This window comes from Altererythrobacter sp. C41, from assembly GCF_016803135.1.
Taxonomy (GTDB): Bacteria; Pseudomonadota; Alphaproteobacteria; order Sphingomonadales; family Sphingomonadaceae; genus Pelagerythrobacter.
On sequence record NZ_JAEVFE010000003.1, the window covers coordinates 15,526 to 29,685 of the forward strand.

Genomic DNA, 14,160 nt, shown 5'->3' on the forward strand with positions numbered 1-14,160 from the left:
CCTGTTCGGCCGGATCCTCAATCCAGTCCCAGCAGCGCACGATTGAGCGCGGGGTCGCTGCCCGCGGCGAAATCGTCGAACGCGCGTTCGGGCTGGCGGATCATGTGTGCGGCGATGAACGGCGCGCCTTCGCGGGCCCCGTCCTCGGGGTGCTTCAGGCAGCACTCCCATTCCAGCACCGCCCAGCCGTCGTAGCCATACTGCGTGAGCTTCGAGAAGATGCCCGAGAAATCCACCTGCCCGTCGCCGAGCGAGCGGAAGCGACCCGGCCGGTTCACCCAGTCCTGATATCCGCCGTAGACGCCCGAGCGTCCGTTCGGGTTGAGCTCCGCATCCTTGACGTGAAACATCCGAATGCGCTCGTGATAGATGTCGATGAACTCGAGATAGTCGAGCGCCTGCAGGACGTAGTGGCTGGGATCGTAGAGAATGCTGGCGCGCGGGTGATCGTCGACGGCTGCGAGGAAGCGTTCGAACGTCACGCCGTCGTGCAGATCTTCGCCCGGATGGATCTCGTAGGCGAGATCGACGCCTTCTTCCTCGAACGCATCGAGGATCGGTCGCCACCGCTTGGCGAGCTCGGCAAACGCTTCTTCGACCAGCCCGGCGGGACGCTGCGGCCAGGGATACAGGTAAGGCCAGGCCAGCGCGCCCGAGAACGTGGCATGCGCCTCGAGGCCCAGCCGGCGGCTCGCCTTGGCGGCGAGATGGAGCTGCTCCACGGCCCATGCCTGTCGCTCGGCCGGCTTGCCCCGCACCGCCTCGGGCGCGAAGCCGTCGAATGCCACATCGTAGGCCGGGTGAACCGCGACCAGCTGGCCCTGCAAATGGGTCGACAGCTCGGTGATCTCGACCCCCGCCTCGCGGCAGGTGCCGGCGAGTTCGTCGCAGTAGTCCTGGCTTTCGGCCGCCAGGCGCAAGTCGATGCAGCGGCTGTCGGTGGTGGGAACCTGAATGCCGACATAGCCGGCCTCGGCCATCCAGCGGGCGGCAGAAGGCAGCGTGTCGAACGGCGCGGAGTCGCTCATGAACTGCGCGAGAAAAACTGCCGGGCCCTTCATGCCGCCGCCCCCCTTCCGAATCACTTGGCCGTTTCGGCCTTGAGATAGGCGATCAGTGCAGCACGGCGGGCCGGATCGGCAACCTTGACGAACATCCGCGTGCCGGGGACCTTCTTGGTCGGCGCGGCCAGATACTCGTTGAGGGTCTTCTCGTCCCAGCGGATCTTCGACGCCTTGAGCGCGGGGCTATAGTTGAACCCCGGCACGGAGCCCGCCTGCCGGCCGAACAGGCCGTGCAGATTGGGACCCATGGCGCTCTTTCCGCCCGCGTTCAGAGTATGACAGGCGCGGCAGGCGGCAAAGGCCTGGGCGCCGGCATTGGGGGCAGGGTCCGCCCGCACTTGAGTCGAAGGCGTCAGCGCCAGGGCGATCAAAATCGCGGCCACCGGAGGGAGGCCCATAAGAAACTTCATTTATCCTCTCCCGTCTGGAAACAGCCGGTAGAGGCATGTAACCGTTCACAAACGAATTATGCAATCATTTTTCGGAATTAAGAAAGTGGAGAATGGGATGAGCGCGCAGCCGAAAATTCGCTATGGCATGGCCGGGGGCGGAGAGGGCGCTTTCATCGGCGCGGTTCACCGGATGGCAGCGGCGCTCGACGGCGACTTTGCGTTGGTCTGCGGCGCATTCAGCAGCGACCCGGAACGCAATCGGCGGAGCGCGGACGCGCTCGGCCTCGATCCGGCGCGGGCCTATGCCACCCTCGACGCACTGCTGGCGGCGGAAGCAGCGCTGCCGGAGGACCAGCGGATGGAAGCGCTGGCGATCGTAACGCCGAATCACCTCCACGCCCCGATGGCGATCGCCGCGCTCGACGCCGGTTTTCACGTCATGTCCGAAAAGCCGATGGCGCTGAACCTTGCCGAGGCGCGGGCGATCGCGGAGGCCGTCGCGCGCAGCGGCAAGCTCTACGGTCTCGCCTTTACCTATAGCGGCTATCCTCTGATCGAGGAGGCGCGCGTGCGCGTGGCGCGGGGCGATTTCGGTGCGATCCGCCTGGTGCAGGTGGAATACTCGCAAGGCTGGCTGAGCGAGCCGATCGACCGCGACGGCAACAAGCAGGCGGAATGGCGCACCGATCCCGCGCGGGCAGGCCTGGGCGGCTGCCTGGGCGACATCGGCACGCACGCGTTTCAGCTTGCCGAACACGTTTCAGGACTGAAGGTCGAGCAACTGAGCGCGGACCTGACCGCCCATGTGCCGGGCCGTCGCCTCGACGACGACGTCGCCGCGTTGCTGCGCTTCGGAGGCGGTGCGCGCGGCGTGCTCAAGGCCAGCCAGGTCGCTGCAGGCGACGAGAACGGGCTCCGCCTGCGTATCCATGGCGAAAAGGGCGGCCTCGACTGGTCGCAGATGGAGCCGAACACGCTGACGCTGCGCTGGCTCGACCGGCCGGCAGAGATTGTCCGCGCGGGCGGCGCCGGTCTCGACTCATCGACGATGACGCGCCTTCGCGTCCCTGCCGGCCACCCCGAGGGCTATATCGAAGCCTTCGCCAACCTCTACCGCAGCTTCGGCCGTACATTGCGCGCAGACGCCGCGAGTCCGCCATCGCCCGGCGCGGCCACCTGGTTTCCAGGTATCCATGACGGCCTGCGGACGATGGCTTTCGTCGAAGCCATGATCGAGAACAGCGCGGGGGAGGCCAAGTGGACCTCGCTCGCCGAAAATCCCGGCTGATCCGGGTGATCCGAGCCCAGCGATGGTGACCGGCTGACCGCGGCCGTTTCTTCACGCCCGCCTTCACGTTCTTCATGCCCCGCAATACTTGCGGCCTAACCAGTCGCTCGAGGGTCGGCCTTTTCACGATCGGATTCGGTATACGAAAATTCGTTCTGGTAACCGGTGTCATAATGTGTAAAACCTTGCCCAAGTGGCCGCCACAAGATGCGGCAAAGCTGGGAGAGGTGAGGGTCGTGAGCGCAAGCGCGTGCAAGGTTTCCAGCCGCGAGGCCGAATGTTGAGAGTCAGCCGGCGCATGTTTGTCGGCGGGGCGCTCGCCGCAGGACTCGCGGGGTGCGATAGGGGCGGGCGATCGACGCTGTTCGGTACTGATACCCATCCCGCCGATTATCCGACAGTACGGGCCTTTCGGTACTTCGGCGATCTCGTAGAGCAGCGCAGCGGGGGCCGGCTCCAGATCAAGCTCTTTCCGAGCGGTCAGCTTGGCGCAGAACGCGATACGTTGGAGATTACCAGCTTCGGCGGTCTCGATTTCAACCGCGTCAACCTCGCGCCGCTCAACTCGATCGAACCTCTGACCACGATCTTTTCGCTGCCCTTCCTGTTCGATAGCGAGGCCCATCTGCGACGGGTGCTGGATGCGACGCCGGGGGAGCGCGTGCTCGCCTCGCTCGTGCCGCACGACATGATCGGTCTCTGCTTCTACGATTCCGGTGCACGGTCGTTCTACAACACGCGAGGACCGATCGAACGCCCTGCCGATATGCAAGGCCTGAAGATCCGGGTCCAGAATTCCGATCTCTACGTGGCGATGATCCGCAACCTTGGGGCCGACCCGACCCCGATGGACATCGGTGAGGTTTACCAGGGCCTCGTCCAAGGCGTGATCGACGGGGCGGAGAACAACTGGCCTTCCTACGAGAGCGGGCGGCACTATGAAGTCGCGCCCTACTACAGCCTGACGCGCCACGTCATGGCGCCCGAAGTTCTGCTGATGTCGAAGGTCAGCTGGGACAACCTCGCTGCCGCGGATCGGGAGATCGTGATGGAGAGTGCGCGCGAGTCGGTACCCTACATGCGCGGCCTATGGGATGCACGGGTTGCGGCTGCCGAGGAAATGCTGGTCGCGGACGGCGTCCGGGTGAACGAAGTCGATCCCCGACCCTTCCGGCAGAAGATGCACGCGGTTTGGGAAAGTTTCGTCACGAGCGACGGGCAGAAGGAAATCATGCGCGCGGTGCTGGCGATGGGGGATGGCAATGCTTGATGGATTGAAACGGGTGAACAGGGCGGCCAGCACTGCCCTGCTCCATGCCGGTGCGGTGGGGTTGATCGTAATGACGGCGATCATCGGTTGGCAGGTGTTTGGACGTTTCGTGCTGAACGACAGTCCCTCGTGGGCGGAGCAGTTAGCGCTGGTCCTCATGATCTGGTACGTGTTCTTCGCCGCCGCCGCGGGCGTGCGCGAGGGTTTTCACATCCGCATCCTTGCCGTCCAGTCGGCGCTGAAGCCGTCGGGTCGCCGCATGCTGAGCCTGATCGCGCACATGATCGTGGGGGTGAGTGGGATCGCCCTGTTCATTTGGGGCGGAGAACTCGTCGCGCGGACCTGGAGCCACGTGATCCCTACCCTGGGACTGCCGCGCGGCGTTGCCTACCTGCCGCTCCCCCTGTCGGGCGTGCTGATGGCCCTGTTCGCGGTGGAACTGATCATTGAGGATGGCCGAGGCGAGGAGAGCGCGGATGTGGAGGACGGCCAGTGGAGCTAGCAATCCTCTTCCTCACGCTATTGGCGCTGCTGCTAATTGGCGTGCCGGTTGCTTTCGCTCTCCTCGGCGCGACGATCGCGGCTTTTCTCGCGATCGATCTGCCGCTGGTGGTCGTATTTCAACGGATGGCAGCGGGCATCAGCGTCTTCAGTCTGATGGCCATTCCTTTCTTCATCTTCGCCGGGGACCTCATGTACCGTGCCGGGATAGCGACCCGGCTAGTGCAAGTAGCCGAGGCGACGTTCGGCCGCACGCGAGGCGGGCTGGGGCAGGTGAACGTTGGTGCATCGATGCTGTTCGGTGCGGTGTCCGGCTCGGCCATCGCTTGCGCCTCCGCCATGGGTTCCACGCTCGTCCCGCTGATGAAGGAGAAGGGGTACGACACCGACTATGCGGTGAACGTGACGGCGACGGGCGCGATCGTCGGTCTATTGATCCCGCCCTCGCACAACATGATCATCTATGCCGCGGCCTCTGGTACCGGCGTCTCCATCGGCGATCTGTTCCTTGCCGGCGTCTTTCCGGGCATCCTTACCGGGCTTCTGCTCATGATTGTCACCTATCTGGTGGCGCGACGGAGGGGCTATCCGCGTGGCATCTTCCCCGGTTGGCGACCGTTCCTGCACGCAGCCGTCTACGCTCTGCCAGGCCTGCTCACGGCGATCATCATCATGGGCGGGATCCTGAGCGGCATCTTCACCGCGACGGAAAGTTCTGCGATCGCGGTCATCTACACTATTCTGGTCGGAGCGTTGGTCTATCGGACGCTCGGGCTGGCGGAGTTCATGGCGGCTGCCATCCAGTCGGTGAAGACGACCGCGATGGTGCTCCTCATTATCGCCTCCGCCACGGGCTTCGGGTTCGCACTGGCGATCCTCGAGGTGCCTGCCGAACTGGCGAATCTGATCGGGTTCATAACCGACAATCCGATCCTGATCCTGCTGATCGTCAATGTTATCCTGCTCCTGCTGGGCACGTTCATGGACATGGCGCCACTGATCGTGATCACGACGCCGATCTTCCTCCCCATGCTGATGCCCCTGGGAATCGATCCCGTGCATTTCGGCATCATCCTGATGCTCAACCTCGGTATCGGGTTGGTGACTCCGCCCGTGGGCTCCGTCCTGTTCGTGAGCTCCGCGATCGGCAAAATTCCGGTTGAACGGACGGTGAAGACGATTTGGCCGTTCTACGGCGCACTCGTCCTCGCGCTGATGCTGATCACATACATTCCGGAAATCTCTCTGGCGCTACCCGCCTATTTCGAATGAGGAGAAGGCGATGTCCCGCGCATATTCGATCCTGCTGCTGTCGGCCGCTACGGCCTGTTCCGGCCCGTCGGACACGCCTGCGGATCCGGTCACGGTAGCGACTTCGGGCAAGCGCGACGTGCCCGTGGCAGATGTTCCTGCCGAGGTTCTCGCCGCGGCGAATGCTGCCCGCGACGGGTTCACCATCCGCGAGGCGGAAGCCGAAACGCGGGACGGGCGCTCCTACTACGATATTGGCGGTACACTGTCCGACGGAACCGAAATCGAATTCGATATCATGCAGGAGGGAGAGCGGTGGCGTGTGGTCGAGACCCAGCGCGACATCGCCTTGGCGGAGACGCCGCTGCCGGTCCGCGAGGCACTGGTAGCCTATGACGCCGCATTTGTGTCCACTCGCATCATCGAAAGCGTGCAGACGGACGGCCTGGTGATCTACGAGTTGTATGGGCCGGATGGCAATGATCCGCAGGGACGCAAGATCGAAGTAAAATGGAACGGCGAGAGTGCCGATCTGCTGACCCGCGAATGGAAGCATTAGACGAGCCGCCGACTGGCGCCTCGGTGACTCCTTGCCGGGAAATTACTCTGGCTGTGCTTCGACCAGTCGGCATTCAACGGAATAGTCATTGAATCGCGCTGCGACCGTCTGGCCCGGACGGGCATCGTGAACGCCGGTCACGGCGCCGCTCGAGATCCACTGGCCCGGCATGAGAGCAATCCCACGCTCGGCCATCAGCTCGAACAGGAAGCGAGCGGAGCCTATCGCTCCGTCGGGGAAAGAGGAGGCTTGGCCGGTCCCGACTTCTTCGCCATCGATAAGCGTCCGGACGTCCCATTCCTCGAACCCGCTGTCGCGCCAGTTCGGAATGGCGGCCCCGATCACCAAGCCGTTGTTGTTGCCGAAATCCGATATGACCGCCATTGGCCCGATGTCGTTGATCGCCCCCAGCGGAGAGCTCGCGATCTCGATGCCCACATGTACGACGTCGATGAGATCCGCCGCTTCCTCCAGTGTGAAACTGGTCTTCCCCGCTGGCGGCGTGGTCCCGACGCGCAGCAGGAACTCGGCCTCACCCGCTGCAAACCCCTTGGCGAAGATGGGCATGTCCTGACCATCATCCCGTCTGATGAAGATCGGACCGGTGAGGCGGTCGGCTTGAAAGCGTTCGCTTAGCGGGGGCATGATCCGGCCCACTTTCCAGCCGATGATCGGGTGAGACCACTCGGCAATGGCCTGGTCCTGGATCGCATAGGCCGCGGCCAGCGTATCGGGAAGTGCGCCCGGATAATCACTCAGCCCGTCCGCTGTCCGCCGCGCCGCGAGAAAGCGGCTGGCAATGGCCGCGGCATCGTCATTCACCAACGTCACGTCAAACCCCTGAAGAACTTCTTCCATTTGATATTGGAAACCGGTGTCATAAGCAACCACGCTCTATGTTTTTCTATGCTGACCAAAGTCCGCTCCTTTATGCTTTAGGACGAGCCGGCCGTCAGAGCGTCACGCCGCGCTTCCAGATCGCGATTTCGCGCTCGTCGTTGCGCTCGGACGCGGTCGGTTCGCCCGAAGCGAGCGCGAGGATTCGGTCGAGCAGCGCGGTTGCGGCCAGGTCGAGGCCGTTCGCCAACACACCTCCGGCGTCGAAGTCGATCCACCCTGGCTTGCGGGCCGCCAGGTCCGAGTTCGATGCGATCTTCACCGTCGGTGCCGGAAATCCGAGCGGGGTGCCGCGGCCGGTCGTGAACAGGATCAGGGTCGCACCTGCGGCGGCAAGTGCGGTGGAAGAGACCGCGTCGTTACCGGGCGCTTCCAGTAGGGTCAGCCCTTGGCGCCGCACGCGTTCGCCGTAACGGAGCACGTCGTCGATCAGGGACTGACCGGCCTTCTGCACCGCGCCGAGCGATTTTTCCTCAAGCGTCGTGATCCCGCCGGCGAGATTGCCCGGGGATGGGTTCTCCGAGACCGGCTGCCCGCTTTCAAGGAAGTAGCGCTTGAAGTCGTTCACGAGCGCGGCGATGCGGTCGAACACCTCGGCATCGCGGGCGCGGGCCATCAGCAGGTGTTCGGCCCCGAAGATCTCCGGGATTTCGGTCAGGATCGCCGATCCGCCGGACCCCACGACCATGTCCGCCATGCGACCGACGAGCGGGTTTGCGGTCAGGCCGCTGAACCCGTCGGAACCGCCGCACTTAAGACCGAGAACGAGTTCGCCGATCGGTGTCGGGCGTCGCTCGGCGCGCGAAGCTTCGGCAACGAGTTCGCCGACCAGCGCGAGACCTTCCTCGACTTCGTCCTTCACCCCCTGCGCCCGGAGCGTACGCACGCGGTCACGCAGCGGCTCCGGTATCGCGGCGACGAGATCGTCTAATTGATTCGACTCGCATCCGAGCCCGACCAGCAGCACGCCGCCTGCGTTGGGGTGACAGGCAAGGGCGGCGACGAGCGCGCGGGTGCCCTCGAGATCGCTGCCTAGCTGCGAGCAGCCGTGCGGATGGGAGAAGGCGTGGATGCCGTCGACCGTTCTGTCGTGGCGCGCCGCGGCGATGCTTGCGATCCGCTCCGACGTGCGGCCGACACAGCCGACCGTGGGCAGGATCCAGATCTCGTTGCGGGTGCCCACCCGTCCGTCGGTCCGGCGATAACCGAGGAACTCCGCGCCGGTGGAGGGCAGCGGCTCATGCCGCACCGGATCGTACGTGTAGCCTTCGACGCCCGCGAGCCGGGTTTCGACATTGTGCGTGTGGACGTGCGCGCCGGGCGCGATATCCGCCGTCGTGCGCCCGATCGGCCAGCCGAACTTGTACACGTCCGTGCCCGCCGCGATGCTGGTCAGTGCGATTTTGTGACCAGGCGGCACCGCTTCTGCCGCGACGACGCTCCGCCCGCCCGCAGATAACGCCGTCCCCGCCGCAATCGGCCGCAGAGCCACCGCGACGTCGTCGCGCGGATGGAGATGCAGCAGCGGTGGCATGTCTGCGGAAGGTGAGAATGGAGCTTGCATACCTGGAAACCGGTGTCAGTGTATGCGCACCCCCGATCCCCCGCAAGAGCCATGCCTTGGCGGGAAAGAGCGGAGTGGTTATGCGGGTCGCGAAGAGAGGGAATGGCGTTGGCGGAACAGGGTAAAGCATCGTCGACGGCGAAACGGGCCGCCAAACCGACGATCAACGACGTGGCGCGCCTCGCCGGCGTATCGAAGAAGACGGTGAGCCGCGTCATCAACCGCTCCACTCTTCTCAATAGCGAGACGCGCGAACGGGTGGAGCGGGTGATCGCGGAACTCGGCTACGTGCCCAACCCGCAGGCCCGGGCCCTGGCGCTCCGCCGCAACTTCCTGATCGGCCTCATCCACGACAACCCCAACGCGCAGACGGTTCTGAACGTCCAGCAGGGTATACTGGAAGCCTTGCAAGGGACCGAGTTCGAACTGGTCGTGCGCCCGGTTGACCGCCGCTCGCCGCTAATGCTCGAAGACGTCCGCGCCTTTCTCAGCCGTCAGCGCCTGTTCGGCGTCCTGCTGCTGCCGCCGATCTCGGAGAACGACGTGCTCGCGGACCTGTGCGACGAGCTTGGCTGCCGCTACGTGCGCATGGGTTCGGCGGAGCTGGACGATCCCGAGCATCTCGTCGCCTCGAACGACCGCGAGGCGGTTCGCGAAGCGACCACCTATCTCGTCGATCAAGGGCATCGCCTCATCGCCCTCATCGAGGGGCCGCGCGGCTTCCGCTCGGCCGCCGAGCGCCGCGCGGGCTTTGAACAGGCGATCGAGGCGGCGGGCATCGAACTGCCGAGAAACTTCATCGCCGAAGGCAATTATACGTTCGAATCGGGCATCGAAGCCGCCAACCGGCTGCTGGACCTCGGGCCGCCGCCGACCGCCATCTTCGCCTCGAACGACGAGATGGCCGCCGGCGTCGTGCACGCCGCCAATCAGCGAGGGTTGTCGGTGCCGGAGAACCTCTCGGTCATCGGCTTCGACGACACGGCCATTGCCGCGCACATCTGGCCGCCACTCACCACGGTCCGCTGGCCGATCATTCCGATGGCTCGCTCGGCCGCGCTGAAGCTCGTCGGCAACGCCAGCGATCGCGCCAGGGCCGCGGCCGAGCCTTCGTTCTTTCTTTCCAGCCTCGTCCGCCGCGCCTCGGTGGCGCCGCCACGCCCATAACGGTCCTTGTTCAGACGCGCGTAAAGGCACCTTGCATCGTGATTTGACACCGGTTACCAAAGGGGCAAGGCGACTTCGATCGCCGTCCCAGAAGGATAGGAATGAAGCGCCCCCTCAACCTCGATCCCGACCGCCTGCTCCCGGCCGAACCGGGCGCGCGTTCCATCGCGCGGGCGCTCTATGAGGAGGTGCGCACGCTCCCCATCGTCAGCCCGCACGGCCATACCGATCCTGCGTGGTTCGCCACCGATGCTGCCTGGACCAACCCGGCCGAATTGCTTCTGGCGCCGGATCACTATCTCTACCGGATGCTCTACAGCCAGGGCGTGTCGCTGGAGGCGCTCGGCGTTTCGAGCAAGGCGGGTCCGTGTGTGGCCGATCCGCGCGCCGCGTGGCGGCTCTTTGCGGCGCACTATCATCTCTTCCGCGGCACCCCCTCGCGCCTGTGGCTCGACCATGTATTCGCGGAGGTGTTCGGTATCGATGTGCGACTCGAAGCCGCCACGGCCGATCGCTACTACGACCGCATCACCGACGCGCTTGCGACGCCAGCGTTCCGTCCGCGCGCCCTGTTCGACCGCTTCGGCATCGAGTGGCTGGCGACGACCGAGGGGCCGCAGGACGATCTCGATCACCACGCCGCGATCCGCGCGTCGGGCTGGGGCGGACAGGTGATAACGACCTATCGTCCCGATGCGGTGATCGATCCGGAGCACGAGGATTTTGCGCTTGCCCTCGCGCGCTTCGGCGAGCTGACCGGCGAGGACGTGCATAGCTGGGCCGGCTATCTCGCCGCCCACCGCAAGCGGCGGGCGGATTTCCGCGCGGCCGGTGCGACAGCGACCGATCACGGCCATCCGACGGCGCTGACCGCCGATTTGCCGCAGGCGGACAAGGAAGCGCTGTTCGCTCGCATCGTCCGCGGCGGATGGACCACGGATGACGCCGAGCTGTTCCGCGCCCAGATGCTGACCGAAATGGCCGCGATGAGCGTCGAGGACGGCATGGTCATGCAGATCCACCCCGGCGCTGTCCGCAACCACAACCGCTGGCTCCACGAGGCGTACGGCCGCGACAAGGGCGCCGATATTCCGGCCCGGACCGACTATGTTCATGCGCTCAGGCCGCTGCTCGACCGGTTCGGCAACGAACCCGGCCTCTCGATAATCCTCTTCACGCTGGACGAGAGCAGTTATGCGCGCGAGCTTGCCCCGCTGGCCGGTCATTATCCGTGTCTCAAGCTCGGGCCGGCGTGGTGGTTCCACGACAGCCCGGAAGGCATGCGCCGCTTCCGCGAGATGACGACCGAGACGGCCGGCTTCTACAACACGGTCGGCTTCAATGACGACACGCGGGCGTTTCTCTCGATCCCTGCGCGTCATGACGTCGCGCGCCGGGTCGACTGCGCCTTCCTCGCCCGCCTCGTCACCGAGCGTCGGATCGAGGACTGGGAAGCGGCGGAGCTCGCCCACGAACTTAGCTATGGTTTTGCCAAGCGCGCCTACCGGCTCGACGAGCCGCGCGCGCAAGCCACCTGAACAGGAGAAGGATATGTTTGAACGAACTTACTACGCGACGCACCCGGACATGATGGAGTGCGTCTCCAACGACGAGTTGCGCGAGCGCTACCTGATCCAGAACCTGTTTACCGAGGGCGAGTGCGTCCTCAACTACACCCATGCGGACCGTTTCGTGATCGGCGGCGTACTGGTGGGGTCGGGCACGGTGAAGCTGCCCGACCAGACCGAACCACCGTCCGCAGCCGGGCATCCGTTCCTCGAACGGCGCGAGCTCGCTGTCGTCAACGTCGGCAAGGTCGAAGGCACTGTCACCGTGGACGGCGAGAGCTTCACCCTCGGCAACAAGGACTGCCTTTACGTTACCATGGGCGCGAAGGACGTGACGTTCGCCGGCCCGGGCGCGAAGTTCTACCTCGCCTCCTGCCCCGCGCACAAGGCGTTCCAGACCCGCAAGCTCTCGATCGCGGAGGCCAACGCGCTGGACCGCGGGAGCCTCGAGGAATCGAATGAGCGCACGATCTACCAGCTCGTGATCCCGGGGGTGTGCGAAAGCGCCCAGCTCGTCATGGGCCTGACGGTGCTGAAGCCCGGCAGCGTGTGGAATACGATGCCGCCGCACATCCACGAGCGGCGTTCGGAGATCTATTTCTACTTCGAGCTCGACGACATCGAAGCCGACCGCGTCATGCATTTCATGGGCGAGGGCGAGGCGACCCGGCACATCGTGATGCAGAACGACGAGGCGGTGATCTCGCCGCCGTGGTCGATCCACATGGGCGCGGGCACCAAGGCCTATGCCTTCATCTGGGCCATGGCCGGTGAGAACCAGGATTACACCGACATGAACGTCCTCGACATCTGTCAGCTCCAGTGACCGCGATGTTCGACCTCAGCGGAAAAGTCGCGGTCGTAACCGGCGCCAACACCGGTATCGGCCAGGGAATCGCCATCGCCCTGGCCGGGGCCGGCGCCGACGTGGCGCTGGTCGGCCGCTCCAGCGCCGACGAGACGGCTGAGAAGGTCCGCGCGTTAGGGCGCAAGGCCGCGTTGATCGGTGCCGATCTCTCGACCATCGAACCGGTGCAGGAGGTGGTGGACCATACCCTGTCCGAGCTCGGCGGGCTCGACATCCTCGTCAACAACGCCGGTATTATCCGGCGTGCCGACGCGGTCGAATTCACCGAGGAGGATTGGGACGCGGTCGTCGATACCAATCTCAAGTCGGTGTTCTTTCTTTGTCAGGCAGCCGGTCGGCACATGATCGGGCAGGGCGGGGGCAAGATCATCAACATCGCCTCGATGCTGAGCTTCCAGGGCGGCATTCGCGTACCGAGCTACACCGCTTCGAAGAGCGGTGTCGCCGGGCTCACGAAGCTCCTCGCCAACGAGTGGGCGGGCAAGGGCGTCAACGTGAACGCCATCGCGCCCGGCTATATCGCGACCAACAACACCGCGGCCCTGCAGGCGGACGAGAGCCGCAATCGGCAGATCCTCGAGCGCATCCCGTCGGGACGTTGGGGCGATCCGTCCGATCTCGGCGGCGCGGCTGTGTTCCTCGCTTCCTCCGCCTCGGACTACGTGCAAGGGCACGTGCTCGCCGTGGACGGCGGTTGGCTAGCGCGCTGAGAGCGATGGGCCGCTTCGTCGCCTTCGGCGAGATCATGCTGCGCCTCTCGCCGCCGGGGCGGGAACTGCTGCTCCAGACGCCGAAGTTCGACGTCTGGACGGCGGGCGCGGAAGCCAATGTCGCCACCGCGCTCGCCTGCCTCGGCCACAACAGCGCCATGGTGAGCGCCGTGCCGCCGACCCCGCTCGGCGACGCACCGGTCCGCGCACTTCGCGGCTTCGGGGTCGACACCCGAGGTATCCAGCGGCGCGAGGGGCGCATGGGCCTCTATTTCGTGATGACGGGCGCGGGTTTGCGCGCGACCGACGTCATCTACGACCGCGCGGGCTCTGCCTTTGCCGAAGCCCCGCCGGATGCCTGGGACTGGGATGGTCTGCTCGCCGGCGCGGATCGCCTGCACCTGTCGGGTATCACGCCCGCTCTGGGGCAGAAAGGTACCGAGGCGGCACTGAGCGCGGCCGAGGCTGCCCAGGCGCGGGGCGTGCCGATCTCGTTCGACGGCAATTACCGCTCGCGGCTGTGGGAGGCATGGGACAGCGATCCCAGGACCACGCTGACCCGGCTGATTTCGAAGGCCGACATCCTGTTCGGCAATCACCGCGACATCTCGCTGCTGCTCGGCGAGAGGTTCGACGGCGACGGCCCCGACCGGCGGCGCGAGGCGGCGGAGGCGGCGTTCGAGGCCTTTCCGCAACTCCAGCTCATCGCGTCGACCGCGCGGCATCTCGACAATGTCGATCACCATCGCCTCTCGGCGCGCATCGACGCGCGGGACGGCGCGGCGCAGACGGACGAGGTGAGCGTTGCCGGGATCGTCGACCGGATCGGCGCGGGCGATGCCTTCACGGCCGGCGTGCTCCATGGTTTGCGGACGGGGCAGGACATCGACGCCGCCGCCCGCACGGGGCTCGCGCTCACTTGCCTGAAACATAGCCTGCCAGGCGACGCGAGCGTGTTCGGCCAGAAGGATATCGACGCGTTCCTGGCGGGAGGGTTCGACGTCCGCCGATAGCCGCCGACAACATCAGGAGCCGCAAAAGCGGCCCTCGGGAGGAAATGG

At 65.4% G+C, this 14,160-nt stretch carries 14 protein-coding genes; 10 read left to right on the forward strand and 4 right to left on the reverse strand.

Annotated elements, in window-relative coordinates; genetic code table 11:
* Window positions 1–17 precede the first annotated feature (17 nt).
* Together JNO53_RS07035 and JNO53_RS07040 are read right to left on the reverse strand one after the other, a co-directional pair.
* Entirely contained in the window at window positions 18–1,061 is a 1,044-nt protein-coding gene (locus JNO53_RS07035; RefSeq protein ID WP_203109110.1) for a sugar phosphate isomerase/epimerase family protein, read from the reverse strand.
* 20 nt (window positions 1,062–1,081) lie between these two features.
* The gene (locus tag JNO53_RS07040) at window positions 1,082–1,474 is read right to left on the reverse strand and encodes a c-type cytochrome (protein WP_203109112.1); all 393 of its coding nucleotides are present in this window, start codon (window positions 1,472–1,474) and stop codon (window positions 1,082–1,084) included.
* Between the two features lie 97 nt (window positions 1,475–1,571).
* On the opposite strand from JNO53_RS07040, the gene JNO53_RS07045 reads away from it, so the two are divergent.
* From JNO53_RS07045 to JNO53_RS07065, 5 genes are all read left to right on the forward strand, one after another.
* Window positions 1,572–2,744, forward strand: coding sequence for a Gfo/Idh/MocA family protein (locus JNO53_RS07045; protein ID WP_203109114.1), 1,173 nt, complete (start codon window positions 1,572–1,574; stop codon window positions 2,742–2,744).
* Window positions 2,745–3,021: 277 nt separating this feature from the next.
* Complete coding sequence (locus JNO53_RS07050; protein ID WP_238401732.1) at window positions 3,022–4,014, forward strand: TRAP transporter substrate-binding protein; 993 nt, start codon at window positions 3,022–3,024, stop codon at window positions 4,012–4,014.
* A complete protein-coding gene (locus tag JNO53_RS07055; RefSeq protein WP_203109116.1) occupies window positions 4,007–4,516 on the forward strand; it encodes a TRAP transporter small permease in 510 nt (169 codons plus the stop codon). The genes JNO53_RS07050 and JNO53_RS07055 overlap by 8 nt, the downstream gene beginning before the upstream one ends.
* The gene (locus tag JNO53_RS07060) at window positions 4,507–5,787 is read left to right on the forward strand and encodes a TRAP transporter large permease subunit (protein ID WP_203109118.1); all 1,281 of its coding nucleotides are present in this window, start codon (window positions 4,507–4,509) and stop codon (window positions 5,785–5,787) included. The genes JNO53_RS07055 and JNO53_RS07060 overlap by 10 nt, the downstream gene beginning before the upstream one ends.
* A gap of 10 nt (window positions 5,788–5,797) precedes the next feature.
* The gene (locus JNO53_RS07065; protein ID WP_203109120.1) at window positions 5,798–6,325 is read left to right on the forward strand and encodes a hypothetical protein; all 528 of its coding nucleotides are present in this window, start codon (window positions 5,798–5,800) and stop codon (window positions 6,323–6,325) included.
* Between the two features lie 42 nt (window positions 6,326–6,367).
* Here JNO53_RS07065 and JNO53_RS07070 read toward each other — a convergent pair whose 3' ends face one another.
* Both JNO53_RS07070 and JNO53_RS07075 read right to left on the reverse strand, forming a co-directional pair.
* Window positions 6,368–7,183, reverse strand: coding sequence for a 2-keto-4-pentenoate hydratase (locus tag JNO53_RS07070; RefSeq protein WP_203109706.1), 816 nt, complete (start codon window positions 7,181–7,183; stop codon window positions 6,368–6,370).
* Between the two features lie 94 nt (window positions 7,184–7,277).
* Window positions 7,278–8,756: a UxaA family hydrolase gene (locus tag JNO53_RS07075; RefSeq protein WP_203109122.1), complete on the reverse strand. Its 1,479-nt coding sequence runs from the start codon at window positions 8,754–8,756 to the stop codon at window positions 7,278–7,280.
* Window positions 8,757–8,888: 132 nt separating this feature from the next.
* On the opposite strand from JNO53_RS07075, the gene JNO53_RS07080 reads away from it, so the two are divergent.
* The 5 genes from JNO53_RS07080 to JNO53_RS07100 all read left to right on the forward strand — a co-directional run bounded on the left by JNO53_RS07080 (window position 8,889) and on the right by JNO53_RS07100 (window position 14,112).
* Window positions 8,889–9,953, forward strand: coding sequence for a LacI family DNA-binding transcriptional regulator (locus JNO53_RS07080; protein ID WP_203109708.1), 1,065 nt, complete (start codon window positions 8,889–8,891; stop codon window positions 9,951–9,953).
* 101 nt (window positions 9,954–10,054) lie between these two features.
* Window positions 10,055–11,491 (forward strand): glucuronate isomerase, encoded by a 1,437-nt coding sequence (gene uxaC / locus JNO53_RS07085; protein WP_203109124.1) that lies wholly within the window; start codon window positions 10,055–10,057, stop codon window positions 11,489–11,491.
* A gap of 13 nt (window positions 11,492–11,504) precedes the next feature.
* Complete coding sequence (gene kduI, locus JNO53_RS07090) at window positions 11,505–12,347, forward strand: 5-dehydro-4-deoxy-D-glucuronate isomerase (protein WP_203109126.1); 843 nt, start codon at window positions 11,505–11,507, stop codon at window positions 12,345–12,347.
* Entirely contained in the window at window positions 12,344–13,099 is a 756-nt protein-coding gene (gene kduD, locus JNO53_RS07095) for a 2-dehydro-3-deoxy-D-gluconate 5-dehydrogenase KduD (protein WP_203109128.1), read from the forward strand. Before kduI ends, kduD begins: the two co-directional genes overlap by 4 nt.
* A gap of 5 nt (window positions 13,100–13,104) precedes the next feature.
* On the forward strand, window positions 13,105–14,112 hold the full coding sequence (locus JNO53_RS07100) for a sugar kinase (RefSeq protein ID WP_203109710.1): 1,008 nt from the start codon (window positions 13,105–13,107) through the stop codon (window positions 14,110–14,112).
* Window positions 14,113–14,160 lie beyond the last annotated feature (48 nt).